This window comes from Streptomyces sp. NBC_00525 (genome assembly GCF_036346595.1).
In the GTDB taxonomy this organism is placed as follows: Bacteria; Actinomycetota; Actinomycetes; order Streptomycetales; family Streptomycetaceae; genus Streptomyces.
On the sequence record NZ_CP107834.1, the window covers coordinates 3196685 to 3222055 of the forward strand.

General features: G+C 72.8%; 22 protein-coding genes. 13 read left to right on the forward strand and 9 right to left on the reverse strand.

From position 1 onward, the window contains the following. Positions 1–32 precede the first annotated feature (32 nt). The 3 genes from OG710_RS14020 to OG710_RS14030 are packed head-to-tail and all read left to right on the forward strand — an operon-like array spanning position 33 to position 2781. Positions 33–722 carry a DUF5819 family protein gene (locus OG710_RS14020; protein ID WP_330242244.1) on the forward strand — a complete coding sequence of 230 codons (690 nt, stop codon included), beginning with the start codon at positions 33–35 and terminating at the stop codon, positions 720–722. Next, positions 719–2062, forward strand: coding sequence for an HTTM domain-containing protein (locus tag OG710_RS14025; protein WP_330239631.1), 1344 nt, complete (start codon positions 719–721; stop codon positions 2060–2062). The genes OG710_RS14020 and OG710_RS14025 overlap by 4 nt, the downstream gene beginning before the upstream one ends. After that, complete coding sequence (locus OG710_RS14030; protein ID WP_443064254.1) at positions 2059–2781, forward strand: TrmH family RNA methyltransferase; 723 nt, start codon at positions 2059–2061, stop codon at positions 2779–2781. Before OG710_RS14025 ends, OG710_RS14030 begins: the two co-directional genes overlap by 4 nt. Before the next feature lie 73 nt (positions 2782–2854). On the opposite strand, the gene paaN is transcribed toward OG710_RS14030, so the two are convergent. After that, positions 2855–4555 (reverse strand): phenylacetic acid degradation protein PaaN, encoded by a 1701-nt coding sequence (gene paaN, locus OG710_RS14035; RefSeq protein WP_330239632.1) that lies wholly within the window; start codon positions 4553–4555, stop codon positions 2855–2857. 123 nt (positions 4556–4678) lie between these two features. Between paaN and OG710_RS14040 the strand changes: the two genes are divergently transcribed. Beyond that, positions 4679–5284 carry a TetR/AcrR family transcriptional regulator gene (locus OG710_RS14040; RefSeq protein WP_330239633.1) on the forward strand — a complete coding sequence of 202 codons (606 nt, stop codon included), beginning with the start codon at positions 4679–4681 and terminating at the stop codon, positions 5282–5284. Positions 5285–5312: 28 nt separating this feature from the next. Next, the gene (locus OG710_RS14045; RefSeq protein WP_330239634.1) at positions 5313–6074 is read left to right on the forward strand and encodes an alpha/beta hydrolase family protein; all 762 of its coding nucleotides are present in this window, start codon (positions 5313–5315) and stop codon (positions 6072–6074) included. Positions 6075–6089: 15 nt separating this feature from the next. Here the strand turns inward: OG710_RS14045 and OG710_RS14050 are convergent, their stop codons facing one another. Further along, positions 6090–6596: an Lrp/AsnC family transcriptional regulator gene (locus OG710_RS14050; protein WP_111329769.1), complete on the reverse strand. Its 507-nt coding sequence runs from the start codon at positions 6594–6596 to the stop codon at positions 6090–6092. A 216-nt stretch (positions 6597–6812) separates the two neighbouring features. Here OG710_RS14050 and pdhA point away from each other — a divergent pair, with 216 nt between their 5' ends. From pdhA to OG710_RS14085, 7 genes are all read left to right on the forward strand, one after another. Further along, positions 6813–7973 carry a pyruvate dehydrogenase (acetyl-transferring) E1 component subunit alpha gene (pdhA, locus tag OG710_RS14055; protein ID WP_330239635.1) on the forward strand — a complete coding sequence of 387 codons (1161 nt, stop codon included), beginning with the start codon at positions 6813–6815 and terminating at the stop codon, positions 7971–7973. Next, on the forward strand, positions 7970–9001 hold the full coding sequence (locus OG710_RS14060) for an alpha-ketoacid dehydrogenase subunit beta (RefSeq protein WP_330239636.1): 1032 nt from the start codon (positions 7970–7972) through the stop codon (positions 8999–9001). Before pdhA ends, OG710_RS14060 begins: the two co-directional genes overlap by 4 nt. After that, complete coding sequence (locus tag OG710_RS14065) at positions 9001–10416, forward strand: dihydrolipoamide acetyltransferase family protein (RefSeq protein WP_330239637.1); 1416 nt, start codon at positions 9001–9003, stop codon at positions 10414–10416. The genes OG710_RS14060 and OG710_RS14065 overlap by 1 nt, the downstream gene beginning before the upstream one ends. Positions 10417–10475: 59 nt before the next feature. Next, positions 10476–11324, forward strand: coding sequence for an NTP transferase domain-containing protein (locus OG710_RS14070; protein WP_330239638.1), 849 nt, complete (start codon positions 10476–10478; stop codon positions 11322–11324). Then, positions 11297–12730 carry a molybdopterin molybdotransferase MoeA gene (locus OG710_RS14075; RefSeq protein ID WP_443064255.1) on the forward strand — a complete coding sequence of 478 codons (1434 nt, stop codon included), beginning with the start codon at positions 11297–11299 and terminating at the stop codon, positions 12728–12730. The genes OG710_RS14070 and OG710_RS14075 overlap by 28 nt, the downstream gene beginning before the upstream one ends. A 20-nt stretch (positions 12731–12750) precedes the next feature. Next, on the forward strand, positions 12751–13824 hold the full coding sequence (locus OG710_RS14080; RefSeq protein WP_330242246.1) for a potassium channel family protein: 1074 nt from the start codon (positions 12751–12753) through the stop codon (positions 13822–13824). 158 nt (positions 13825–13982) lie between these two features. Beyond that, complete coding sequence (locus OG710_RS14085) at positions 13983–14972, forward strand: NAD(P)H-quinone oxidoreductase (protein WP_330239640.1); 990 nt, start codon at positions 13983–13985, stop codon at positions 14970–14972. 88 nt (positions 14973–15060) lie between these two features. Here the strand turns inward: OG710_RS14085 and OG710_RS14090 are convergent, their stop codons facing one another. The 6 genes from OG710_RS14090 to OG710_RS14115 all read right to left on the reverse strand — a co-directional run bounded on the left by OG710_RS14090 (position 15061) and on the right by OG710_RS14115 (position 22271). After that, positions 15061–15606, reverse strand: a complete 546-nt coding sequence (locus OG710_RS14090) for a bacterial proteasome activator family protein (RefSeq protein WP_111329781.1) — start codon at positions 15604–15606, stop codon at positions 15061–15063. A gap of 93 nt (positions 15607–15699) precedes the next feature. Continuing rightward, positions 15700–18546 carry an FtsX-like permease family protein gene (locus tag OG710_RS14095; RefSeq protein ID WP_330239641.1) on the reverse strand — a complete coding sequence of 949 codons (2847 nt, stop codon included), beginning with the start codon at positions 18544–18546 and terminating at the stop codon, positions 15700–15702. Further along, a complete protein-coding gene (locus tag OG710_RS14100) occupies positions 18543–19310 on the reverse strand; it encodes an ABC transporter ATP-binding protein (RefSeq protein ID WP_111329785.1) in 768 nt (255 codons plus the stop codon). The genes OG710_RS14095 and OG710_RS14100 overlap by 4 nt, the downstream gene beginning before the upstream one ends. Before the next feature lie 90 nt (positions 19311–19400). Next, positions 19401–20006 carry a PadR family transcriptional regulator gene (locus OG710_RS14105; RefSeq protein WP_330239642.1) on the reverse strand — a complete coding sequence of 202 codons (606 nt, stop codon included), beginning with the start codon at positions 20004–20006 and terminating at the stop codon, positions 19401–19403. 84 nt (positions 20007–20090) lie between these two features. Beyond that, a complete protein-coding gene (locus OG710_RS14110; RefSeq protein ID WP_330239643.1) occupies positions 20091–20552 on the reverse strand; it encodes a hypothetical protein in 462 nt (153 codons plus the stop codon). 81 nt (positions 20553–20633) lie between these two features. Further along, complete coding sequence (locus OG710_RS14115) at positions 20634–22271, reverse strand: protein kinase domain-containing protein (RefSeq protein ID WP_330239644.1); 1638 nt, start codon at positions 22269–22271, stop codon at positions 20634–20636. Between the two features lie 377 nt (positions 22272–22648). On the opposite strand from OG710_RS14115, the gene OG710_RS14120 reads away from it, so the two are divergent. Further along, positions 22649–24328, forward strand: coding sequence for a protein kinase domain-containing protein (locus OG710_RS14120; protein ID WP_330239645.1), 1680 nt, complete (start codon positions 22649–22651; stop codon positions 24326–24328). Positions 24329–24352: 24 nt separating this feature from the next. Here OG710_RS14120 and OG710_RS14125 read toward each other — a convergent pair whose 3' ends face one another. Then, on the reverse strand, positions 24353–25360 hold the full coding sequence (locus OG710_RS14125; protein ID WP_330242247.1) for a phosphotransferase: 1008 nt from the start codon (positions 25358–25360) through the stop codon (positions 24353–24355). Positions 25361–25371: the final 11 nt, after the last annotated feature.

A 25371-nucleotide genomic window follows, 5' to 3' on the forward strand; every position in this document is an offset into this window, starting at 1 on the left:
ACCGAGTGGACGAGCGGCGCGATCGGGGCGGGATGGATTCGGACGACGACAGCGGCGTCGGCGGGGGCGGCGGAATGGCCGCGCTCTCGTTTCCGTACCAGATCGTCGCCGCGGTGGCCCTCGGGGTCTTCGCGGTGCTCGCCTGCGTACAGCTGGCCATGGTGTTCCTGCACGTCGCGCCGTCCAACACGCTGACCAAGAAGCACGGCGCGGCCGTCGACGAGTGGGTCTACCCCGAGTTCGAGCAGAACTGGAAGCTCTTCGCCCCCAATCCGCTCCAGCAGAACGTCTCGGTGCAGGTCCGCACCGAGACCGCCGGTCCCAGCGGCCCGCGCACCTCGGCCTGGCGCGACCTCTCCGCCGAGGACGGCAGGGCGATACGCGGCAATCTGCTGCCCAGCCATGTGCAGCAGAACGAACTCCGCCGGGCCTGGGACTTCTACGTCGGCTCGCACGACGACAAGAACCGCCCCAACGGTCTGCGCGGCACCCTCTCCGAGAAGTACGTCCGCCGCCTCGTGATGCTCCGGCTCGGGGCGCACCACGAGGGAGAGGCCGTCCTCCGTATCCAGATCAGGTCCGAGGTGCGGGCCGTTCCGGCGCCCGAGTGGAGTGACGAGAAGATCAGCACCGGCCCGTCCTACCGCGTCCTGCCCTGGTGGAAGGTCACCCCGGACGACCTGCCCCGGGGCGCCGCCGGAGCAGAGGAGGCGGCACGGTGAGCACACCCCGCCCGGACCGCGCACTCGCCCGCTCCATCCAGCGCGTCACGGCCACGGCCCTGGGCCCGTACCAGACCGCCGTCGTCCGGATCGGCTTCGGCGCCACCTTCCTGGCGTTCCTGCTCCGCGAACTGCCCCACCGCCACGAGATGTACGGCCCCGACGCGCCTTGGCGCTGGGACGTGGCGCGACAGCTGATATCCGGGAACCAGGCGTTCACGGTCCTCATGTGGTCGGACAACAGCTTCTGGTTCGAGGTCGTCTATGCGCTGGCGATGCTCTCCTCCCTTCTGCTCATGCTGGGTTGGCACACCCGCGCGACCTCCGTCCTCTTCATGGCCGGGGTCCTCTCGCTGCAGAACCGCAACATCTTCATGGGCGACGGCGGCGACAACGTCATCCATCTGATGGCTCTCTATCTGGTCCTGACCCGCTGCGGTCAGGTCTGGTCGCTGGACGCCCGGCGGGCACGGCGCCACGCGCGCGACGCGGCACGGGGCGTCGACGACGTGGCGCGGAGCGTCGAGGACGTGGCGCGGGGCGTCCAGAACGCGACGGAGAGTGCCGATGAGGCGGCGGTCGCCGACCGGGAACCCGCCGCGCGGCGGGCCCCCGGTGAGCTTGCCGGGATCGTGCTCTGGGCGGTGCTCGGCTGCGTACTCGTCGTAGCCACCGCGGCCGGCGGTCTGGGGGGAACCCTGTGGCTGCCGATTCTTCTGTGGTGCCTGTGGGTGGGGCAGGCCGCGTGGTGGGCCGCCAACCGCTACGCGCCGTCCGGCGAGCCCCGCACGCTCCTCGACGTCATCGCCAACCTCGCCCACAACGCCGCCCTCGTCGTGATCATGGCCGAGGTCTGCCTGATCTACGCGACGGCCGGCTGGTACAAGATCCAGGGCTCGCGATGGCAGGACGGCACCGCGCTGTACTACCCGCTCAAGCTGGAGTACTTCACCCCGTGGCCCGCCCTGTCGGACCTGCTCGCCTCCAGTGGCGTCATGGTGATGGTGCTGTCGTACGCCACGGTCATCGTGCAGGTGGCCTTCCCGTTCACCCTCTTCAACCGGCGGGTCAAGAACGTCCTGCTCGTCGCGATGATCTGCGAGCACGCGGGGATCGCGATCCTGCTGGGGCTGCCGTTCTTCTCGATGGCCATGATCGCCGCCGACGCCGTCTTCCTGCCGACCGTGTTCCTGGTGTGGCTGGGCGGCCGGGTGGCCCTCGGGCGACAGCGGCTGTTCCGGCGGCGGCGGGCCGTCGAGGTCCCCGCGCCCCGGGCCCCGGGGGACGGGACGGAGGCGGCTGGGCCCGGCGGAGGCGGGAGCCATACCCTCGTCGGGTGAGCAGCGAGACCGGCAGCACCGGTACCAGGAGCAACGGGAGCCCCGCGGACGGCGAGCCCGTGGACGGGCAGCCTGCCGGCGAGGAGCCCGCGCAGTACGACGAGGGGTTCGGCACCCAGATCGGTGTCGGGCCGCATCCGCTGCCCTGGCCCGAGGACGAGCGGTACGACCCCGAGCTGCTGGCCGGAGGCGACCGGCGCAATGTGGGCGACCAGTACCGCTACTGGACCCGCGAGGCGATCGTCGCCGACCTCGATCTGCGCCGCCACGACTTCCACGTGGCCGTGGAGAACTGGGGCCACGACTTCAACATCGGGTCCGTTGTGCGCACCGCCAACGCCTTCCTGGCCAAGGAGGTGCACATCGTCGGACGGCGGCGCTGGAACCGGCGCGGGGCGATGGTCACCGACCGCTACCAGCACGTCCGCCACCACCCCGACACCGCGAGCCTGACCGCCTGGGCGGCCGCCGAGGACCTGCCGGTCATCGGCATCGACAACCTGCCCGGCGCGGTGCCGCTGGAGCGGACCGAGCTGCCCCGGCGGTGCGTGCTCCTGTTCGGGCAGGAGGGGCCGGGGCTGACGGAGGAGGCGCGGCGGCACGCGGCGATGGTGTGCTCGATCGCCCAGTTCGGCTCCACGCGGTCGATCAACGCGGGAGCGGCCGCGGCGATCGCCATGCACGCGTGGGTGGCGCGGTACGCGGTGATTCCGGGCTGAGGCGGGGGCGGGGGCGGGGCCGCCGCCCATCGTCCCCGGCCCCCGTACCCCCCGTCCTCAAGGGCCGGGCCGGTCAGCGCTGGCGGCGTACCTCGATCGTGCGGAAGCGGTTGGAGACGAAGGCGCCGTCGCAGAGCGCCGCGTTCGCCGCCGGGTTGCCGCCGGAGCCGTGGTAGTCGGAGAACGCCGCCGTCTGGTTGACGTAGACGCCGCCGGTCAGGTTCAGGGAGAGCTGGGCCGACTCGTCCAGGCAGACCTCCTCCACGGCCCGCTCCACGTCCGGGGACGTCGTGTACGCGCCGACCGTCATCGCGCCCTTCTCTCGGATCGTACGGCGCAGCAGCTCCAGGGCGTCCCGCGTGGAGTCCACCGCGACCGCGAAGGAGACCGGGCCGAAGCACTCCGAGAGGTAGGGCGGCTCGCCCTCCGTCTTGGCGGCGTCCAGCTTCACGATCACGGGCGTGCGGACGACGGCGTCCGGGAAGTCGGGGTTGGTCACCTCGCGGGAGGGCAGCGCCACCTCGCCCAGCCGCGCCGCCGCCTCCAGGCGGGCCTTGACGTCCGGGTTGACCAGCGCGCCGAGCAGGCCGTTCGCACGGGCGTCGTCGCCGAGGAGGCCGGTGACGGCGGCGGCGATGTCGCCGACCACGTCGTCGTAGGTCTTGTCGCCGGCGTCCGTGGCGATGCCGGTCCGGGGGATGAGCACGTTCTGCGGGGTGGTGCACATCTGGCCGCTGTACAGGGAGAACGAGAACGCCAGGTTGGCGAGCATGCCCCGGTAGTCGTCCGTGGAGTCCACGACGACGGTGTTGACGCCGGCCTTCTCCGTGTACACCTGGGCCTGGCGGGCGTTGGCCTCCAGCCAGTCCCCGAACTCCGTGGAGCCGGTGTAGTCGATGATCTTGACCTCGGGGCGGACCGCCAGCGACTTGGCGATGCCCTCGCCGGGTCGTTCGGCGGCCAGGGCGACGAGGTCGGGGGCGAAGCCCGCCTCCGCGAGCACCTCGCGCGCCAGTCGGACGGTGAGGGCCAGCGGGAGGACCGCGCGGGGGTGCGGCTTGACCAGGACCGGGTTGCCCGTGGCCAGCGAGGCGAAGAGGCCGGGGTAGCCGTTCCACGTGGGGAAGGTGTTGCAGCCGATCAGCAGCGAGATGCCCCGGCCCGCCGGGGTGAACGACTTGTGCAGCGCGAGCGGGTCGCGCTTGCCCTGCGGCTTGGACCAGTCGGCGCTCCGGGGCGCGCGGAGCTGCTCCTCGTAGGCGTAGGCGACGGCCTCCAGGCCGCGGTCCTGGGCGTGCGGCCCGCCCGCCTGGAACGCCATCATGAACGCCTGGCCGCTGGTGTGCATCACGGCGTGCGCGAACTCGTGGGTGCGGGCGCTGATCCGCGCCAGGATCTCCAGGCAGACCAGGGCCCTGGTCTCCGGGCCCGCGTCCCGCCAGGCGGGCATGCCCGCGCGCATCGCCGGAAGCAGCACGTCCAGGTCCGCGTGCGGGTACTCGACGCCCAGCTCGGGGCCGTACGGAGAGACCTCGCCTCCCGTCCAGCCGTCGGTGCCCGCCTGGTCCCAGTCGAGCCTGGTGCGCAGCACGGCGTCGAAGGCGGCCTTGCCCTCGGCGGCACCGAGGCTGCCCGGAGCGCCGCCCTCCCCGTACGCCTTCGGGTGCTCGGGGTGCGGGGACCAGTAGTCACGCGTACGGATCGCTTCCAGGGCCCGGTCCAGCGTGGGGCGGTGCCTCTCGGACAGCAGGTGCGGGGAGAGCTCGGCGGCCATGGCGGACCAACTCCTCATCGAGCTGGGCAGGGACGGGCGGACAGAGTTAGAGTAACCGAACGATCGGTCGGTACAAGGGGCCCCACGAAACCTGTGGACAACTCGTAGGGGAGTATCTCGGGCATGACCACGGCCAAGCGGGACACGTACACACCGGAGACTCTGCTGACCGTCGCCGTCCGTGTCTTCAACGAGCGCGGCTACGACGGCACGTCCATGGAGCACCTGTCGAAGGCGGCCGGTATCTCCAAGTCGTCCATCTACCACCACGTGGCGGGCAAGGAGGAGCTGCTGCGGCGGGCGGTCAGCCGGGCGCTCGACGGGCTGTTCGAGATCCTCGACGAGTCGGGGGCGACACGGGGCCGTGCGATCGAGCGGGTCGAGTACGTCACGCGTCGTACCGTCGAGGTGCTGATAGTCGAACTCCCCTACGTCACCCTGCTGCTGCGGGTGCGCGGCAACACGAAGACCGAGCGCTGGGCGCTGGAGCGGCGCCGCGAGTTCGACCAGCGGGTCGCCGAGCTGCTCAAGGCGGCCGTCGACGAGGGCGATCTCCGCTCTGACGTGGACATACGTCTCGCGACGCGGCTGCTGTTCGGCATGGTGAACTCGCTGGTGGAGTGGTACCGGCCGCTGCCCGGCGGCGCCGCCGAGGGGGACCGGCTCGCGGACACCGTGGTGCAACTGGCCTTCGACGGGATGAAGTCCCGTCCGGCCGTCGTTGACTAGCGCATTGGTACGAACCAATATCGCGGCCATGACCGCTGCGCTCCGGATGCCCGGACTCCTCTGTGCCGCCACGCTGCTCGTCGCGGCCTCCCTGGCCGGCTGCTCCTCCGACGGCGGGGACGACGGGGACAAGGGCACCGGCAAGAGCGCGTCGGCGGAGAAGGCGGACGACTTCGACTGCCTGACGGCCGAGGAGGCCAAGGCGTCCTCGATCACCTTCACCCTCGAAGACGGCTCCGAGACGGGTGCGTACGCGCCTCGTGGCGGAGCGGGCGCCGGCATCGTGCTCGCCCATCAGGCGGACGGCACGGTCTGCCAGTGGAAGGACAAGGCCGACGAGTTGAGCAAGGCCGGCTACCGGGTGCTCGCGGTCAACTCCAACGGGCAGGAGGTCGCGGAGGTCGTCGCCGCCGCCGGCTATCTGCGGGAGAAGGGCGCCGGGAAGCTGCTGCTGATGGGCGCGTCCAAGGGTGGCACCGCCGTGCTCACCGCGGCCCCCCGGCTGACGCCCCAGCCGGACGCCGTCGTGGCGCTGTCCGCCCCGGCGCAGTACAGGAACATGAACGCCGTGCAGGCGGTGCCCCGGCTGACCTCGCCCGTGCTGTACATGGCCGGCGAGCTCGACGGCGACTTCGCCGCCGACGCCGTGGAAATGAACAAGAAGAGCGTGAAGTCGGCCGAGCACAAGGCGATCCAGGTACGTGACGCGAGCGCGCACGGCGTGGCGCTGCTCGACGACGACGCGCGCTGGACCACCGTGCGGGACTTCCTCGTGAAGTACGGGTCCTGACCCGGCCCGCCCGGCTCAGTCGAGCTCCGGGGGACGGTCCGGACCGGGGGCCAGGTCCGTCTCCTCGAACACCAGCAGCGTGCGGGTGGACAGCACCTCCGGAATGGCCTGAATACGAGTCAGCACCAGCTCGCGCAGTGTCCGGTTGTCCGGCGTGTGCACCAGCAGCAGCACATCGAAATCACCGCTGACCAGCGCGATGTGCGTGGCACCCGGCAGCGCCTGGAGCTGTTCGCGAACGGTCCGCCAGGAGTTCTGCACGATCTTCAGCGTGATGTACGCGGAGGCGCCCTGCCCCGCCCGCTCATGGTTCACCCGCGCGCTGAACCCCCGGATCACGCCGTCCTCGATGAGGCGGTTGATCCGGGCGTAGGCGTTGGCCCGCGAGACATGGACGCGATCGGCCACCGACCGTATCGAGGCACGGCCGTCCGTCTGGAGCAGCCGCAGGATGGCGCGGTCGACCGAATCGAGCGGGCGCGGTGGGGGAATCCGGCCCTCTCCCTCGCCCGCGTCGGCCATTTGTTCAGCTGCCATGTTTCCGCGCCTCCCCGTCCTGGACGACCTGTCCCCATCCCAGGCTGTGGAGAACCGTTTGTCCACAGGCTGATGGTGCCTGTAGCCAAAATGCGCTCGCGACCGAACAATCGGTAGGTGAGGCACGCCACACCTGTGCCCCATGTCGTTTTCGATATATCACCCTATGTCGACACCCCTCGATGCTCGGAGGTGCCCGTCATGACGGTCCAGGAGCTGCCCGGCGCGGCCGCCTACCGGCCCACGCCGCCCCCGGCCTGGAAGCCGCTGACCGATCCCGCGCCGCTGCTCCCGGACCCCGAGCCCTACCGGGTGCTGGGGACGGACGCCGTGGCCGACGCCGACCCCGGGCTGCTGCTGCGGCTCTACGCGGAGCTGGTGCGCGGACGGCGGTACAACGCCCAGGCGACCGCGCTGACCAAGCAGGGCCGCCTGGCGGTCTACCCGTCGAGCACCGGCCAGGAGGCCTGCGAGATCGCGGCCGCCCTGGTCCTGGAGGAGCGGGACTGGCTCTTCCCCAGCTACCGGGACACGCTCGCGGCCGTGGCGCGGGGCCTGGACCCGGTCGAGGCACTGACCCTGCTGCGCGGCGACCGGCACACCGGCTACGACCCGAGGGCGCACCGCATCGCCCCGCTCTGCACCCCGCTCGCCACCCAGCTGCCGCACGCGGTGGGCCTGGCCCACGCCGCCCGGCTCAAGGGCGACGACGTCGTGGCCCTCGCCATGGTCGGCGACGGCGGCACCAGCGAGGGGGACTTCCACGAGGCGCTGAACTTCGCGGCCGTCTGGCAGGCCCCGGTGGTCTTCCTCGTGCAGAACAACGGCTTCGCCATCTCCGTACCCCTGGCCAAGCAGACGGCGGCCCCGTCGCTGGCGCACAAGGCCGTGGGGTACGGGATGCCCGGCCGGCTGGTGGACGGGAACGACGCGGCCGCGGTGCACCAGGTGCTCTCCGAGGCGGTCGAGCGGGCCAGGAGCGGTGGCGGCCCGACCCTGGTCGAGGCGGTCACGTACCGGATGGACGCCCATACGAACGCCGACGACGCGACCCGGTACCGCGGCGACAGCGAGGTCGATCTGTGGCGGGACCACGATCCGGTCCTGCTGCTGGAGCGCGAGCTGACCGGGCGCGGGCTGCTGGACGACGCCGGAAAGGAGGAGGCGCGGGGCGCCGCCGAAGCGATGGCGGCACAGCTGCGGGAGCGGATGAACGCCGACCCGGTGCTCGACCCGATGGCCCTTTTCACCCATGTGTACGAGGAGCAGACGGCCCAGTTGCGCGAGCAGGCGGTCCGCCTGCGGGAGGAACTGGACGCGGAGAACGACCAGCACGGCACGGACGGGGGAGCGGAGCGATGACCACGGCAGCGGCGACGGCCGGGCGGCGGACGGCGAAGGCCAAGCCCGCCACCATGGCCCAGGCCCTGGGACGCGCCCTGCGCGACTCGATGGCCGAGGACCCCGCGGTCCACGTCCTCGGGGAAGACGTGGGAACGCTCGGCGGGGTCTTCCGGATCACCGACGGCCTGGCGAAGGAGTTCGGCGACGAGCGCTGCACCGACACGCCACTGGCCGAGGCGGGCATCCTCGGGGCGGCGGTCGGCATGGCGATGTACGGGCTGCGGCCCGTCGTGGAGATGCAGTTCGACGCCTTCGCCTATCCGGCGTTCGAACAGCTGGCCAGTCATGTCGCCAAAATGCGGAACCGGACCGGCGGCGCCATGCCGCTGCCGATCACCGTCCGCATTCCCTACGGCGGCGGTATCGGGGGCGTCGAGCACCACAGCGACTCCTCCGAGGCGTACTACATGGCCACGCCCGGTCTCCACGTCGTCACCCCGGCCACGGTCGAGGACGCGTACGGGCTGCTGCGGGCCTCGATCGCCTCGGACGACCCCGTCGTCTTCCTGGAGCCCAAGCGGCTGTACTGGTCGAAGGCCGACTGGTCGCCGCAGCACCCCACCGCCGTGGAGCCCATCGGCCGCGCCGTCGTCCGCCGCCCCGGCCGCAGCGCCACCCTCATCACGTACGGGCCGTCCCTGCCCGTCTGCATGGAGGCCGCGCAGGCCGCCGTCGAGGAGGGCTGGGACCTGGAAGTCGTCGACCTGCGTTCCCTGGTGCCGTTCGACGACGAGACCGTCACCGCCTCGGTCCGCCGCACCGGACGCGCGGTCGTCGTCCACGAGTCCACCGGCTTCGGCGGTCCCGGCGGCGAAATCGCGGCCCGGATCACCGAGCGGTGCTTCCACCACCTGGAGGCGCCCGTGCTGCGCGTCGCCGGGTTCGACATCCCCTACCCGCCGCCCATGCAGGAGCGCCACCACCTGCCCGGTGTGGACCGGGTCCTCGACGCCGTCGCACGGCTCCAGTGGGAGGCGGACAACTGATGGCCCGGGTTCTTGAGTTCAAGCTGCCGGACCTCGGCGAGGGCCTGACCGAGGCCGAGATCGTGCGCTGGCTGGTGGAGGTCGGCGACGTCGTCGCCATCGACCAGCCGGTCGTCGAGGTCGAGACGGCCAAGGCGATGGTGGAGGTGCCCTGCCCGTACGGGGGCGTGGTGACCGCCCGCTTCGGCGACGAGGGCACGGAGCTTCCCGTGGGGGCGCCCCTGCTGACCGTCGCCGTCGGAACGCCCGAGCCCGCCGGGGCCGGTGCGGACGGCGATTCCGGTACGGAGGATTCCGGGTCCGGGAACGTGCTGGTGGGGTACGGGACGGGGGCCCCGCCGGTACGGCGCCGACGGGTGCGCCCGCAGGGGCTGAAGGCAGCCGTCGCGGTGACCGTCGAGCCTGCGCCGCCCGCCGCCGAGGCCGCTCCCCCGGCCTCCGTGCCCGACCCGGCTCCCCCGGCCGCGGCGCCCGGCGTCGCTTCCCCGGCCTTCGTGCCCGCTTCCGCTTCCGGGCCGGTCGCGGTCGTTTCCCCGCTGGTGCGCAGGCTCGCCCGGCAGCACGATCTGGATCTCCGCCGGCTCGCCGGCTCCGGGCCGGACGGGCTGATCCTGCGGGCCGACGTCGAGAACGCGATCCGGGCGGCGGCCGAGGCCCCCGTTCCGGAGACCACCGCCCCGGAGGCCACCGGGACGGCCCCGAAGGCCGCGCCCGCCGCCGGTGAGCGGATTCCGCTGCGCGGTGTTCGCGGCGCCGTCGCCGACAAGCTGGCCCGCAGCCGTCGCGAGATTCCCGACGCCACCTGCTGGGTCGACGCCGACGCCACCGAGCTGATGGCCGCGCGGGCCGCGATGAACAGCGTCGCCGGACCCGGTACGCCCAAGGTGTCCGTCCTCGCGCTCCTCGCCCGCATCTGCACGGCGGCCCTCGCCCGCCACCCGGAGCTGAACGCCACGGTGGACCAGGAGGCGCGCGAGATCGTACGGCTGCCGCAGGTCCACCTCGGGTTCGCGGCACAGACCGAGCGGGGCCTGGTCGTCCCCGTCGTCCGCGACGCCCACACCCGCAGCACGGAGTCCATCGGCGCGGAGATCGCCCGGCTGACCGAGGCCGCGCGCACCGGCACGCTGACCCCCGCCGAGCTGACCGGCGGCACGTTCACCCTCAACAACTACGGAGTGTTCGGGGTGGACGGCTCGACGCCGATCATCAACCACCCCGAGGCCGCGATGCTGGGTGTCGGCCGCATCGTCCCCAAGCCGTGGGTGCACGAGGGACAGCTGGCCGTGCGCCAGGTCGTCCAGCTCTCCCTCACCTTCGACCACCGCGTCTGCGACGGCGGCACCGCCGGGGGCTTCCTCCGGTATGTGGCGGACTGCGTGGAGCGGCCGGCGCTGCTGCTGCGGAGCCTGTAGAGCCGCAGGTCCGGCAGGGCCGCGAGAGGGCGGCGGCCCGGCCCCCGCATACTCGGGGCATGACCGCGTACGACGCCATCGTTCTCGCCGGAGGGGCCGCCGCCCGGCTGGGCGGCGCCGACAAGCCGGGCCTGCGGGTCGGCGGCCGGACCCTGCTCGACCGGGTGCTCACCGCGTGCCCCGACGCGGGCACCACGGTCGTCGTGGGAGACCGGCGGCCCACCGCGCGTCCGGTGACCTGGGCCCGTGAAGCCCCGCCCGGCGGCGGCCCGTTGGCAGCGCTCCACGCCGGAGTCCGGCACACCTCGGCACAGAGCGTGCTCGTGCTCTCCGCCGACCTGCCGTTCCTCGGCACGGACACCGTCCGCGCCCTGCTGACCGCCTCGGCAGGGACCGGGGCGGAAGGTGCCCTGTGCCACGACGAGAACGGCCGCGACCAGCCGCTGGTCGCCGTCTACCGCGCCGAGCCCCTGCGCCGCGAGCTGGCACTCCTCGCCGCCGAACACGGCGGGCTCGCCGGGCTGCCGCTGCGCCTCCTCACAGGGGAACTGACGCTGCGCCGGGTGCCGGCCGGGCCGCTCGCCTCGTTCGACTGCGACACCTGGGAGGACATCGCTTCCGCCCGTGCCCGGATCAGAGAACATGGGACGGTGCTGGATGAATGGATCACCGCAGTCAAGGAAGAACTCGGCCTCGACCTCGATGTCGACACGACCCTCCTGCTCGACCTCGCCCGTGACGCCGCCCATGGCGTCGCCCGGCCCGCCGCGCCCCTGACCACCTTCCTGGTCGGGTACGCGGCCGGACGGGCGAGCGGCGCGGGCGGCGGGCCCGAAGCGGTCGCGGAGGCCGCCCGCAAGGCGGCGGCGCTGGCGCTCCGGTGGGCGGACGAGACCGGGACGCCGTGACGGGCCGCGGCGCCGGAGCGGTGGGCGGCCGCGGCGCCGCCCCCACCACCGGCGGGCCGAGCGAGGCGGAGGCGCGCCGCGCGGACGAGGAGCGGGCCGTCGCCCAGGCCCTGGCCCTCGCCGGTCCGGTGAGCGGTTCGCGCGTTTCCCCCGGCCACCGGGCGTCGGCCGTCTCCTGGCGGGCGGCCCGGGACATCGCCCGGCGGGCCGGCCGGCGGGGCGGCGTGGGCGGTGAGCGGGTACAGCTGGACGAGGCGCTGGGGCGGCTGCTGGGGGAGCCGCTGGCCGCGCTCACCGATCTGCCGTCCTTCGACACCTCCGCCATGGACGGCTGGGCCGTCGCCGGGCCGGGGCCCTGGCGCATCCGGGACGACGGCGGCATCCTCGCGGGTCATGGCGCCCCCGCCCCCCTGCCCGACGGCGAAGCCGTCCGCATCGCCACCGGCGCCCGTATCCCGGCGGAGGTCACCGCCGTCATTCGCAGCGAACACGCGCACGCCGACGAGGCCAAGGGGCTGCTGTACGCCCAGCGGACCGTCGTCCAGGGGCAGGACATCCGGCCGCGCGGCCAGGAGTGCCGGGCGGGGGAGCACCTTCTCCCCGCCGGAACGATCGTGACCCCCGCCGTGCTCGGCCTGGCGGCAGCCGCCGGGTACGACGAACTGTCCGTACGGGCCCGGCCGCGTGTCGAGGTCCTCGTTCTGGGCGACGAGTTGCTGACCGCGGGGCTGCCGCAGGACGGGCTGATCCGCGACGCGCTGGGGCCCATGATCGGGCCCTGGGTGCGGGCGCTGGGCGCCGAGGTCGCCCCGCCGCGCCGCCTCGGCGACGACGCGGAGGCCCTGTGGAAGGCGCTCACCGGCTCCGACGCCGACCTGATCATCACGACCGGTGGTACCGCCGCCGGCCCCGTGGACCACGTCCACCGTGTGCTCGCCCGGATCGGCGCCGAACTGCTGGTCGACGGAGTCGCCGTACGTCCCGGTCACCCGATGCTGCTGGCCCGCCTGGACGCCGCCGGCCGCCATCTCGTCGGGCTGCCCGGCAATCCCCTCGCCGCCGTCTCCGGGCTTCTCACCCTCGCCGGGCCGCTGCTCGTCGGGCTCGGTGGCCGTACCCCCGATGAGCCGTACCGGACACCCGTGCGCGACGATGTCCAGGGGCATCCGCATGACACCCGGCTCGTGCCCGTCGTGTACCGGGCCGGCACGCAGTCCGGAACCGGGGGCGGGGCGGAGTGCGTCGTACCACTGCGTTACAACGGTCCCGCGATGTTGCGCGGGATCGCCGCCGCGGACGGGCTGGCCGTTGTGGAGCCGGGCGGGGTACGGTCCGGCACCGAGGTGGAGATCCTCGATCTACCGTGGGCCTCGGCGACGCCGTGGACTGAAGGGTGTTTCACGTGAAACTTCCCGGCCATGACGCGATGGCCAGGCGGGCCGACGAACAGGTCGTCCCCACTCGGGTGATGCTTCCGCGCCGAGTCGTGGACGGCCCGGCACGCCAGGTGGCCAAGCGCCTGATGATGGCTCTGATGGTGCTGGCCGTCACCGTGTTCATCGTCTGGGTCGACCGTGCCGGCTACCACGACGCCGCCGACGACTCGGTCGATCTGCTGGACTCGGTGTACTACGCCACGGTCACCCTCTCCACCACCGGATACGGCGACATCACCCCGTACAGCGACAGCGCCCGCCTCATGAACGTGGTGCTCGTGACACCGCTGCGCGTGCTCTTCCTCATCATCCTGGTCGGCACCACCCTCGAAGTCCTCACCGAGCGGACCCGCGAGGACTTCCGGCTGAAGCGTTGGAGAACCAACTTGCGTGACCACACCGTCGTCGTCGGCTTCGGTACGAAGGGCCGTTCGGCGATCCAGACCCTGCGCGCCACCGGACTGAGCAAGGAACAGATCGTCATCGTCGACCCGGCGTCCAAGGTGATCGAGATCGCCAACGCCGAAGGGTTCACCGGAGTCGTCGGCGACGCCACCCGCAGCGATGTCCTGCTCCGCGCCGAGCTGCAGAAGGCGCGTCAGGTCATCATCGCCACCCAGCGCGACGACACCGCCGTGCTGGTCGCGCTGACCGCCCGCCAGCTCAACCGCGGTGCGAAGATCGTGGCCGCGGTGCGCGAGGAGGAGAACGCCCCGCTGCTGCGGCAGTCCGGCGCCGACGCCGTGATCACCAGCGCCAGTGCGGCCGGCCGGCTCCTCGGTCTCTCGGTGCTCAGCCCCAGCGCGGGCACGGTCATGGAGGACCTCATCCAGCAGGGCAGCGGCCTCGACCTCGTCGAACGGCCGGTGATAAAGAGCGAGGTCGGCAAGAACGTACGCGAGACGGACGACCTGGTGGTCAGCGTGCTGCGCGGGCACCGGCTCCTCGGCTACGACGACCCGGCGGCGAGCCCCTTGCAGCTGACGGACCGCCTGATCACCATCGTGCGCGCCTCGAACGAGCCGCCCGCCCACCCGCCGCACCAGAACCTCCCGCTGTCCTGATCCCGACTGATCCCGACTGATCCCGACTGATCCCGACTGAGCCCGGCTGAACCCGATCGGGCCGCCCCGCCACGCACCGCCCCGCCCCGCCACGCCCGCCGCCGCGCCGCACCCCGGTCGGCCCGGAGCGCGGCGCGGTACGGAGTAGCCTCGCGGCCATGCATGCGATCACGATCCCCGAACCCGGTGGCCCCGAGGCGCTCGTGTGGGCCGAGGTGCCCGATCCCGTACCCGGCGAGGGCGAGGTCCTCGTGGACGTCGTGTCCAGTGCGGTCAACCGGGCCGACGTCCTCCAGCGGCAGGGGTTCTACAACCCGCCGCCGGGCGCGTCCCCCTACCCCGGTCTGGAGTGCTCGGGCCGGATCGCGGCCCTCGGCCCCGGCGTCAACGGCTGGGCCGTCGGCGACGAGGTGTGCGCGCTCCTCGCGGGCGGCGGATACGCGGAGAAGGTCGCCGTCCCGGCGGGCCAGCTCCTCCCCGTACCCAAGGGCCTCGACCTCGCGCAGGCCGCGGCGCTGCCCGAGGTGACGGCCACCGTCTGGTCCAACGTCTTCATGGTGGCCCATCTGCGCCCCGCCGAGACCCTGCTGGTGCACGGCGGGTCCAGCGGCATCGGCACGATGGCCATCCAGCTCGCCAAGGCGGTCGGGGCACGGGTCGCGGTGACGGCCGGCAGCCCGGACAAGCTGGCGCGCTGCGCGGAGCTGGGCGCGGACATCCTGATCGACTACCGCGAGCAGGACTTCGTCGAGGAGATCCGCGAGACCACTGCCGGGGCGGGCGCGGACGTCATCCTCGACATCATGGGCGCGAAGTATCTCGACCGGAACGTGGAGGCCCTCGCCGTCAACGGCCGGCTCGCCGTCATCGGGCTCCAGGGCGGGGCCAAGGGCGAGCTGAACCTCGGCACACTGCTGAGGAAGCGGGCCGCCGTCACGGCGACCTCGCTGCGCGGGCGCCCGCTCGCCGAGAAGGCGGCGATCGTCGCCGCCGTACGCGAGCACGTCTGGCCGCTCGTCGCGGACGGGATCGTCAAGCCGGTCGTCGACCGCACGGTGCCGATGCGGGACGCGGCGGAGGGACACCGCGTGATGGAGTCCAGCACGCACATCGGCAAGGTGCTGCTCCAGGCCCCCGCCGCCGCCTGAACCGGTACCGCCTCCCCCGCCGCGAAACGAACCGGGGCCCGGCACACGGGAGTGTGCCGGGCCCCTGGGACGTCGTCGGTCGGGCTGTTTACAGGTACGGCCCCGAACGGACCGGGCCGTGCGGGTCGATTCCGCCGTCCTCCTCGTGACCGCTGCCCGGCGGCAGCGCTCGGCGCATCTGCTCCAACTGGGCCCGGGCCGCCATCTGCTGGGCGAACAGGGCGGTCTGGATGCCGTGGAAAAGGCCCTCCAGCCAGCCCACGAGCTGCGCCTGGGCGATCCGCAGTTCCGCTTCGGAGGGGACGGAGTCGTCGGTGAACGGCAGCGACAGCCGCTCCAGCTCCTCGACCAGTTCGGGCGCGAGCCCGTCCTCCAGCTCCTTGACCGAACCGGCGTGGATCTCCTTCAGACGCACCCGGCTCGCCTCGTCGAGAGGAGCCGCCCTGACCTCCTCCAGGAGCTGCTTGATCATGCTGCCGATGCGCATGACCTTCGCGGGCTGCTCGACCATCTCCGTCACCGGGACCTCCCGCGACTCGTCGTCAGTGTCACCGCCGCCGATCGCCATTCCGTCCTGTCCCACTACGAGGACCTGGGGGTGCTCCTGCGACCGTTCATTCCTCGGCATCTCCATGCCGTCATTGTCTCGCACACACGGCGCTCACCACTGTGGTGCCCCCGGGAACGGTTGATCCACCGTCCCGGAGGCACCGAACAGCCCAGCCGCTCAGCCGGCCCGGCGCGACAGGGACGATCGCGAGCGGGTGAAGACCGCCGCGAGGACGCCCGCGAGCAGCGGGACCGCCACGGCCAGCAGCCCGATCGTCGCCCAGGGCACCACGATCGGCGTGTACGCGGACTCCATCGGCGTGACCCGCATCTGCTTCATCGCCTCGCGCAGATCGACCAGCCGCAGCGCCACCGCCGGCACCAGGCCCGCCGCCGTCCCCAGCAGCACCCCGGTCAGCGCCACCACCAGGCACTGGAAGCCGGAGAGCGAGCGCCGCACGTGCGGGGGCGCGCCCACCGCGCTGAGCGTGGTGAGGTCGGCCTCCGCGTCCGCCTTGGCCAGACCGGTCGTGATCGCGGCGGCGCCCATCGTCACCACCCCGGCGAACAGGGTGAGGAACAGCAGGATGGTGCTGCTCCGGTCGTTGGCACCGGAGTTGGTCTGCACCCAGAGGCCGCCGCCCGCCTGGTCGATGGCGGCCGACACCCGCTGGCTCTCCGCGTCCGTGGGCGTGTGCCTCACCGTGTACACGGTGCCGTACGGCTCGGTGTACAGGCCGAGGCGTTCGGCGGTGCGCTGCGGCAGGATCATGCGGACGCCGGGCGTCGGGGCGTACTCCGGCTTCGCCACGTAGACCTTGAGCCGGTCGGTGGTCTTCTCGGGCGGGCCGGGGTGCAGCTCGCGGTTCTTCGTGTCCTTGTCGTTGTACCGGTGGACGGCCTTGAGGGTGACCTCGCCGTTCTCCGCGTACGCCTCGTTGAGCAGGACGGGGGTGCCGGCCTTCAGGGCGGCGGCCGCCGCCGGGTCGTGGAGCTTCACATAGGTGTCGAGGAACGCGGCGTCGGCGACGACGATGTTGTTGGCGTCGGAGTTGAAGGAGCTGGTGGAGACGCGCACGTCCACGCAGGCCGGGGTCCGCATCATCGCGCGGTGCTCGTCGGCGGAGAGCCGTGCGGCCAGTTCCTTGGCGCCGTCGGCGTCGAGCGGGCAGGTGTGGCCCTTACCAGCGGGCTTGACCAGCTCCATGGAGCCGCAGCTGTCCTCCTCCTCGTAGTAGATGTTGCAGTCGCTGCCCGCCCAGACGCGCGAGACGTCCGCGCGCCTTCCGGTCACCGCCATGTTGTGCTCGACGGCGGCACGGGCCACCGGAAGCCGCGCGGCGGACTCGGCGTCACCGGCCGACAGGGAGATCGTGCCCTCAGTCAGCGTGGGCAGGTAGTCGTAGTCGGACTCGGCCAGGTTGCTGGCCATGTACGTGGCGATGGCCACCGAGCCCGCCACGGCCGCCATCACGGCCGCCACCGCGGGGGCGGTACGGCCCCGGTTGCGGGCCGCGTCGCGCAGCGCCATCCGGGGCGAGAGCGGGAGCCCGCGGCCGAGCCGGCCCAGCAGCCCGACGATCACCGGAATGCAGGCGAGCAGCCCGATCTCGGCGACGACCGAACCGCCGGCGACCAGCATGGAATCGCCGCTGGTGCCCCCGTACACGGCGACGAGCACGCCGAGCGCCAGCGCACAGGCGCCCGTGACGGGCAGCACCCGCGAGCTGCGGCGCACCCCGCGCCGGCCGGTCAGCGACTCCAGGACGGACTGCCGGCCCGCCACGATCGCCGGGGCGAGCGCCGCCAGCAGACCGGTGACCAGGCCCAGCGCGGCGATGACCAGGAGTTCGGTGGGACGGATCACCAGTGAGCCGAAGCGGTGCCCGGCCCAGCCCTCGATCATCGGCCGGAACACCACCGTGAGCAGCAGCCCGGCCGCGACACCGGCGACCGCCCCGGCGCCGCCGAGCACGACACCGCCGCCCAGGACGACCGCGCGGACATGGCTCCGGTCGCCGCCGCAGGTGCCCAGCAGGCCCAGCTGGCGGCGGGAGCGGCGGGCGCCCACGGCGAACGCCGGTCCGGCCAGCAGCACGATCTCCAGGAGCGCCATCGCGACGACGGTGATGGCGGCGGCTCCGGCCTCACCGTCGCCGGAGCCGACGCGGTCGTAGTCCGGGTACGACTTGAGCAGCGGGATCTCGGACCTCGCCGGCGGGTTCTCGAAGACCTGCCGGGAGGAGACGACGGCACCGGCCTTGTTGGCCGCCAGCACGTCCTGCCAGTCGACCCCGGCCTGTCCCGGCATCTCGACCAGCCACTGCGGCTGGCCCGGATGGGGCTCCGGCACCTCCTTGTCGCGCTCGGCCAGCTTCTGCCAGGGGGCGATCACCGCGCCCGGCTCGGCGTACAGCAGCTTCGCCTGGAGATCGGCGGGCAGCTCCACCGCGCCGCTGATCGTGTACTTCTTCCCGGACGGCGTCACCGTGACGTCGGAGCCCACGTGCAGGCCGGCCGACTCCAGGAACGGCTCGGTGGCCACCATCTCGCCCGTGCCGCGCGGGAACGCGCCCTTCAGCAGGTCGATCTTGCCGCGGGCCATCCGGTCCGAGGTCTTCAGCTCGATGATCTCGACGCTCGCGATCCCGTACGCGGTCGTGACCGTGCCCGGCACGGACTGCTCACTGATCGCCCGCGCTCCCCGGGGGAAGGCGGCCCGCATGTCGATCGGCGGCAGCTCCTCGTCGGGCATCTCGCCGACGGGGTTGTACATGTTGCCGTCGGGCATCTGCTCGACCGGTCCCATGCCCGCGTCGTTGAACAGCGCGTCGGCCGCACCGATCTGGGCCGTCAGATGCTCCGCCGGGCTCAGGTCCGCACTGCGGAACGTGATGTCGGCGGCCGTGACGCCCAGGACCGGCAGCGCGATCATCGCGACCACCAGGGCGCTGCGGCCCTTGGCGCGCAGGGCGTCGCGGCGGGCTATCCGGAGGGCGGCGCGCCACCCCGTGAAGACGCTCACTCGGCTCCCCCGGCGGCCAGCAGCGAGTCGGCCCCGGCGGTCAGTGTCTGGTCCACGATCGAACCGTCCCGGAGGAAGACGACCCGGTCCGCCCAGGCCGCGTAGCGCGGCTCGTGCGTGACCATCACCCCGGCCGCGCCCCGGTCGCAGCGGTTGCGCAGCAGCGCGAGGACGGCCTCGCCGGTCTCGGAGTCGAGGGCGCCGGTCGGTTCGTCGGCGAGGACCAGACGCCGGTCGCCCACCAGGGCGCGGGCGATGGCGACGCGCTGCTGCTGGCCGCCGGACATCTCGTCCGGGAAGCGGTCCCCGATCTCCAGGAGGTTCATCTCCTCCAGCGCGGCCCGGGCCTCCTTGCGGGCCTTGCGGACCGGGACGCCGTCCAGTTCGCGCGGCAGGGCGATGTTCTCGGCGGCCGTCAGCGCGGGGATCAGGTTGTAGTCCTGGAAGACGTAGCCGACGCTGCGGCGGCGGAGGGCGGCGAGCCCCTTGCGGCCGAGCGTGGAGATGTCCTGGCCCTCGATGACGACCTGGCCGCCGCTCGCGGTGTCCAGACCGCCGGCGAGGGTCAGCAGGGTGGACTTGCCCGAGCCGGACGGGCCCATCACGGCGACGAGTTCACCGGCGTGCACGGACAGGCTGATGCCGCGCAGCGCCTGGACCTCGGCGATGCCGGTGCCGTGGGTGCGGGTGAGCGAGCGGAGTTCGAGGACCGGTGCGTCCACCGGGAGCGGCGGTGCGGCCGGCGACGGGTCGTGCAGGGACATGGTTCCCCTTCGGAACAGTGGAGGTACGGGAGCGGCCGGCGTGCGGACGCGGGGCGCGGGCGGCCCCGGTGACGGGGCGGCGGGCCGCTCTCAGCGGCGGGTGCGGATACGGGCGCGGGTGGCGGCGCCCTGGGCCGGGGGCTCCACGGGCTCCGTGGCGGCGGCCTCGGCGAGGCGGATCAGCCGTGCCTCGCAGTGGTCCAGCCAGCGGGCCTCGGCCTCGGCCTGGAAGATCAGCTGCTCCACGACGAGCAGCCAGGCCACCTCGTCGCGGTTGGTGGGGGCCTGGGCGAGGGACTGCGCCTTGAGCCGGGTGTAGTCCTGCATGGCCTTCACCGTGTGGTGGCGCTGGGCCTGGATGACGGCCCGGATGTCGACGCCGGGCGCCCCGACCGCCATGGCGAGCTTGATGGCCAGCTCGTCACGGGGCGGGCTGCTGCGGTCGACCGGCGTCTCGAACCACGAACGCAGCTCGGTGCGCCCGGCGTCGCTGATCGAGTAGAGGGCGTGGCCGTGGTCGTCCTCGCCGTCCTGGGCGACCAGGCCGTCGCGCTCCAGCCTGCTCAGCGTCGTGTACACCTGCCCGACGTTGAGCGGCCAGGTGGAGCCGGTGCGCGACTCGAATTCGGTGCGGAGCTGGGAGCCGTAGCGCGGCCCGCGCTCCAGGAGGGCGAGGAGCCCGTGACGGATCGACATACTGAGTATGTATACCGAGTATGTTGGTTGTGGCAAGTCTCCGCCGACGCGATACGGAGGGCAATGCGAAGGGGGCGCGTACGGTCAGCGGGCGCGGCGCATCCGCAGCGCGAGGAACCCGACACCCGCCCCGACCAGGGCGATTCCCGCCCCGAGCGACAGCTGCTTCACCCGGTGCACGGTCGCCCCGTCCAGGGCCAGGCGCCCGGCGGGGGCGGGCTCGGGGAAGTCGTCCGGGTCGGGGGTGAAGGAGGGCACGGCGGCCGGCTCGGAGGCCGCTTCCCGCTCCGCGCGCTCGTCGAGCGCGTCCTGCCGCGCCAGTTCGGCGGCCGACCGGCCCGGTCGCTGCCGCCCGGCCCCGGCGGGCCACCCGGCCAGCGGCGACTGCACCTCGGCGGACCGGGAGGCGCTCGGCGCAGCGGACACGTCGGACGGCCCGGCAGGGCCCGGAGCCGCCGCGCCCAGCGTCGCGGCCGTCGCCGCCGCCGTCAGCGCCAGGCAGGCAACGCCCCGTGAGGAGCGCGTGGAGAGCTGTCCCGAAGCCATGCGGCCACCGTCACACGCGGCGGCACGACCGGCATCCCGGACGAGGCGTACGGATGGCGGCCCGTCCGCACGGAGGAGGAACTACGCGGGATCGCCCGTCGCGATCTCCAGCTCGAAGTGCGCACCGACCTCCGGCACCGCCGTCCCGGAGGACGGGAACTGGTTGATGACCTGGTCCTCGGCGTAGGCGTTGCCCGGCACCTTCTTCACCTTGAGCGTCCAGCCCGCCGCGTCGGCGCAGGTGCGCACGGACAGGATGTCCTTGTACATGAAGTTCGGGGCGTCGACCTTGCTCGGATCGTTCGTGTCCTCGCGCGGTTCCGTGCACTTCTCGACCTTGATCGTCCGGTTGCGTTCCGGATCGCGGTGTTCGCCCGAGGGGGAGGCGCTGGGCTTGGCCTCCGTGTCGTCCTTGTTGTCGCCGTTGAGCGCGATGACCGTGATCAGGCCGCCGATCGCGACCAGCGCGACGACGATCGCGCCGATGACCACCGGCATGTTCCGCTTGGAGCCGCCCGGCGCGGCGGTGGACGTGGTCTGCGGGGAGATCGTGTACGGCGGGGGCGTCGACTGCATCGGTGCCATGGGCGCCGGGCTCTGGTAGGCCGGGGCGCCGGTCTGCGGGTAGCCGTACGACGGGTTCGTGGCCGGAGCCGGGGTGGCCGGTCCGTACGGGCCGGGCTGCGCCGTCTGGTACGGGCCCGGCTGATACGGCGTCTGGACGCCCTGCGGGGCCGCGCCGGACTGGTCGACCGGCGGGAAGACCGCCGAGCCGACGCCCGAGCCGCTGTTGGCCGGGGCGGCGCCGTTGCCCACGATCACCGGGGCGCCGGTCGGGCCGCCCGCGCTCAGCACCCGGGCGATCTCGTCCTGCATGGCGGCCGCGCTGGGGAAGCGCTCGTTCGGGTTCTTCTTGAGCGCGCGGGCGACGAGCGCGTCCATCGCCGGGGTCAGCGAGCGGTTGATCGTGGACGGGGCGACCGGCTCCTCCTGCACATGCGCGTACGCGATGGCGAGCGGGGAGTCCGCGTCGAACGGCAGCCGGCCGGTCAGCAGCTGGAACAGCATGATGCCGACCGAGTAGAGGTCGGAGCGCGCGTCGACGCCGCGGCCCAGGGCCTGTTCGGGGGAGAGGTACTGCGGGGTGCCGACGACCATGCCGGTCTGGGTCATCGACGTGACCCCGGACTGCATGGCGCGGGCGATGCCGAAGTCCATGACCTTCACGACGCCGCGCTTGGTCACCATGACGTTGCCCGGCTTGATGTCGCGGTGGACCAGGCCCATTTCGTGGCTGGTGTCCAGCGCGGCCAGCACGTCCGAGGTGACCTTGAGCGCCTTGTCGGCCGGCATCGCGCCCTGCGCCCGGATGTCCGACGCCAGGACGGAGCCGAGCGGCTGCCCCTCGACGTACTCCATGACGATGTACGGCATCAGCGCGCCGCCGAGTTCGTCCTCACCGGTGTCGAACACCGAGACGATGTTGGTGTGCTGGAGCTTCGCGACGGCCTGCGCCTCACGGCGGAAGCGCTCGCGGAAGGACTGCTCGCGGCCCAGCTCGGTGTGGAGGGTCTTGATCGCGACCTGGCGGTCGAGCGCGGTGTCGTACGCCAGATAAACGGACGCCATCCCGCCTTCGCCGAGCAGATCGCGCAGCTGGTAGCGGCCGCCGGCGACCGCGCCCCCCGCGTAGCGGCCCTGCGTACCGTCCTGGCTCATGACTGGCTTCCCCCTCGGCGCGCGACCCACGCGATCTTGGCGCGCGGCTCACGCGATGATCCCTATACCCGGCCAAGTCTGCCCCAGGGGTACGACACGTCAAGCCAGGTGCCCGTTCCGTGACCGTACGCACTGGAAGCGTCTCGGAAGCGTTACAGGATCAGCATGGAATTTGCGCCGGTGGCGCGCCAGCCGATTGGATGGCCGGTCCGGCGCCGAATCGGCCTGTCCGACGCCGAATCGGCCTGTCCGACTGAGGCTGTAGCGTGACGGGGCAATGCGACCGGCAGCGCGGCCGGCACCGCAGCAAGGCACCGTGAGACCCCGCGACGCGCGGACGCGCGAACGGACGCGGACAGATACGACGGCGAGGACTGATGGCACCCGAACCCGAAGCAAACGGCGGCGGCGTTCCGGATGGCACCGAATCCTGGGGCATCGGCGGGGTCGTCGGCGACGGACGCTACCGGCTGACCCACCGGCTGGGCCGGGGCGGCATGGCCGAGGTCTTCGCGGCGGAGGACGTCCGGCTGGGGCGTACGGTCGCGGTGAAGCTGCTCCGCTCCGACCTCGCCGAGGACCCGGTCTCCAAGGCCCGCTTCACCCGTGAGGCGCAGTCGGTCGCCGGGCTCAACCACCATGCGGTGGTGGCGGTGTACGACTCCGGCGAGGACACGGTGGCCGGCCAGACTGTCCCGTACATCGTCATGGAGCTGGTCGAGGGCCGCACGATCCGCGATCTGCTGATCAGCGCCGAGCCGCCGCCGCCGGAGCAGGCGCTGATCATCGTCTCCGGGGTGCTGGAGGCGCTCGCCTACTCGCACCAGCACGGCATCGTGCACCGCGACATCAAGCCCGCCAACGTGATCATCACCCACTCCGGCGCGGTCAAGGTGATGGACTTCGGCATCGCCCGCGCGCTGCACAGCGGGCAGGCCACGATGACGCAGACCGGCATGGTCATGGGCACCCCGCAGTACCTCTCCCCGGAGCAGGCGCTGGGCAAGGCCGTCGACTACCGCTCCGACCTGTACGCCACCGGCTGCCTGCTGTACGAACTGCTGGCGCTGCGGCCCCCGTTCACGGGCGAGACGCCGCTGTCGGTGGTCTACCAGCATGTGCAGGACACCCCGATCCCGCCGTCGAACATCCTGGAGTCGGTGCCGCCGGAGCTGGACGGGCTCGTCATGCGCTCGCTGGCGAAGGACCCGGACGACCGCTTCCAGAGCGCCGAGGAGATGCGCGGGCTGGTCCAGTACAGCCTGCAGATGCTCCAGGTGCAGGGCGGCCACACCGGTACGTGGAACACCGGCCCGGTGCTGCTGAACGACGGCCCCGGCACCCCGCCCGGCGGCATGACCGGCGCCACCCGCGCCATGGGCTACGCGCCGCACGGCGACACCTCCAAGTCCCCGATCCTGCCGCCGATGAACCCCGACGACGGGGGCTACGACGGCGGCAGCACCCGGCAGGGCGGCAGCGGACGCGGCAAGCTGCTGCTGTTCGTCGTGCTGGCCCTGCTCGCGATCGGCGCGGGCGTGGCCATCGCGCTCAACGCGGCGGACAACGGCGGTACGAAGCACGAGAAGAAGCCCACCGAGACGTCCAGTTCGCCGGCGCCGACGAAGGAATCGCCTACGCCGACCCCGGAGGACACCCAGGAGACCCGGCAGCCCGGCGACAGCACCGGCGGCAACTGGAACAACACCTGGCAGCCGTCCCCCACCGCGACCGAGACGTCCGAGTCCCCCACCGCGACCGCCCCCGAGCCGGGCACCGGCGGCACGGACACCGGCGGCACGGAGGACGGCGGCACCACGGGGACCGGCGACGACAGCGGCGGCGGTTCCGGCGACACCGGTACGGGCACCGACGGCGACCCCGGCACGGCCACCGAGGGCGAGACCGGCGCCACCGGCGGCGACACCACCAGTCAGGGCACGTCCACCGGCACCAGCCAGGGCGCGTCCAGCGGTGCGGACGGGGCCGCGGGCGGCGCCGCCGCAGGGGCCTCCACCGGGACGACCACGGGCGCAGCGGGCTCGGCCACCGGCTGAGCCCCGTACGCGCCTCGCGCGCCGCTACCCCGTGAACGCCTCGCGCACCGCCTCGTACTCACGGGTCCACCAGACCGCCAGGGCCGACACCGCGGGGAACTGCGGGTCGGCCCTCCGGTCGTTCAGGCAGTAGCGCCAGCGGAGTATCCAGAAGTCGTTGAGCCGCTCCCACCAGACCCGGTGCACGGCCGCCGCCAGTTCCGCCGGGTCCGCGCCGGCCGCCCGCCGGTAGGCCCGCGCGTAGGCGCGTACCTTCGCCAGGTCCAGTTCGCCGGCCGGCCGGACGAAGAAGATCGCCGCGGCCCGGACCGCCTCCTCCGCCCGCGGCTGGACGGCCAGCCGGTCCCAGTCCAGGATCGCGACCGGTTCGGCGTCCCGGTAGAGCACGTTCAGCGGATGGAAATCGCCGTGCACCCAGCCGGTCGCGGGCGCGGCCGGGTCGGGCGGCCGGCGGTCGGCGTACCGTTCCAGCAGGGTCCGCCGCTCGCGCAGCCGGTGCTCGGCCAGTTCGTCGAAGGAGTCCCGGGTGCCGCGTCCGCGCGCGGCGGCGAGCAGATCGCCGATCAGCGCGTAGGTGTCGGCCGCCTCCGGACTCGCGTAACCGGCCGGACTGCCGCCGCCCGCTCCCGCATCGGAATCCCGTTCGCCGCCCATCACCTGTTCGAGACCGGTGTGTACGGCTCCGAGGAGCGTCCCGAGACGGGTCGACTGGGCGAGGGTGAGCTGGGCGCCGCCCCGGTGCAGGCCGTCCACCCACGGGTGGAGGGCATAGCGGCGGCCGGCGATCTCGGTGACCGTCCCGCCGTCGCGGGCCTCCACGGGCGGGGCGACGGGCACCCCGAGTGACTGGAGGCGGCGCGTCGCGCGGTGCTGGCGGACGATGGTGGCGCGGCCGCGCGTCGCATCGTCCGAGTGATGTTTGAGGAAATACGACCCACGGGTGGTGGACACCCGGTAACCATGGTTGAGCAGGCCCTGGGACAGCGGGGTGCAGGTGAGCGGCTCACCGGCGTGCGGATAACGGCGAAGCACCTCGCCGACCG

Coding starts and splice junctions, on each gene's coding strand:
- OG710_RS14020 (WP_330242244.1), top strand. CDS start 33: ATGGATTCGGACGACGACAGCGGCGTCGGCGGGGGCGGCGGAATGGCC.
- paaN (WP_330239632.1), bottom strand. CDS start 4,555: ATGGCCGCCGAGCTCTCCCCGCACCTGCTGTCCGAGAGGCACCGCCCC.
- OG710_RS14040 (WP_330239633.1), top strand. CDS start 4,679: ATGACCACGGCCAAGCGGGACACGTACACACCGGAGACTCTGCTGACC.
- OG710_RS14045 (WP_330239634.1), top strand. CDS start 5,313: ATGACCGCTGCGCTCCGGATGCCCGGACTCCTCTGTGCCGCCACGCTG.
- OG710_RS14050 (WP_111329769.1), bottom strand. CDS start 6,596: ATGGCCGACGCGGGCGAGGGAGAGGGCCGGATTCCCCCACCGCGCCCG.
- pdhA (WP_330239635.1), top strand. CDS start 6,813: ATGACGGTCCAGGAGCTGCCCGGCGCGGCCGCCTACCGGCCCACGCCG.
- OG710_RS14060 (WP_330239636.1), top strand. CDS start 7,970: ATGACCACGGCAGCGGCGACGGCCGGGCGGCGGACGGCGAAGGCCAAG.
- OG710_RS14065 (WP_330239637.1), top strand. CDS start 9,001: ATGGCCCGGGTTCTTGAGTTCAAGCTGCCGGACCTCGGCGAGGGCCTG.
- OG710_RS14070 (WP_330239638.1), top strand. CDS start 10,476: ATGACCGCGTACGACGCCATCGTTCTCGCCGGAGGGGCCGCCGCCCGG.
- OG710_RS14080 (WP_330242246.1), top strand. CDS start 12,751: ATGGCCAGGCGGGCCGACGAACAGGTCGTCCCCACTCGGGTGATGCTT.
- OG710_RS14085 (WP_330239640.1), top strand. CDS start 13,983: ATGCATGCGATCACGATCCCCGAACCCGGTGGCCCCGAGGCGCTCGTG.
- OG710_RS14090 (WP_111329781.1), bottom strand. CDS start 15,606: ATGGAGATGCCGAGGAATGAACGGTCGCAGGAGCACCCCCAGGTCCTC.
- OG710_RS14100 (WP_111329785.1), bottom strand. CDS start 19,310: ATGTCCCTGCACGACCCGTCGCCGGCCGCACCGCCGCTCCCGGTGGAC.
- OG710_RS14105 (WP_330239642.1), bottom strand. CDS start 20,006: ATGTCGATCCGTCACGGGCTCCTCGCCCTCCTGGAGCGCGGGCCGCGC.
- OG710_RS14110 (WP_330239643.1), bottom strand. CDS start 20,552: ATGGCTTCGGGACAGCTCTCCACGCGCTCCTCACGGGGCGTTGCCTGC.
- OG710_RS14115 (WP_330239644.1), bottom strand. CDS start 22,271: ATGAGCCAGGACGGTACGCAGGGCCGCTACGCGGGGGGCGCGGTCGCC.
- OG710_RS14120 (WP_330239645.1), top strand. CDS start 22,649: ATGGCACCCGAACCCGAAGCAAACGGCGGCGGCGTTCCGGATGGCACC.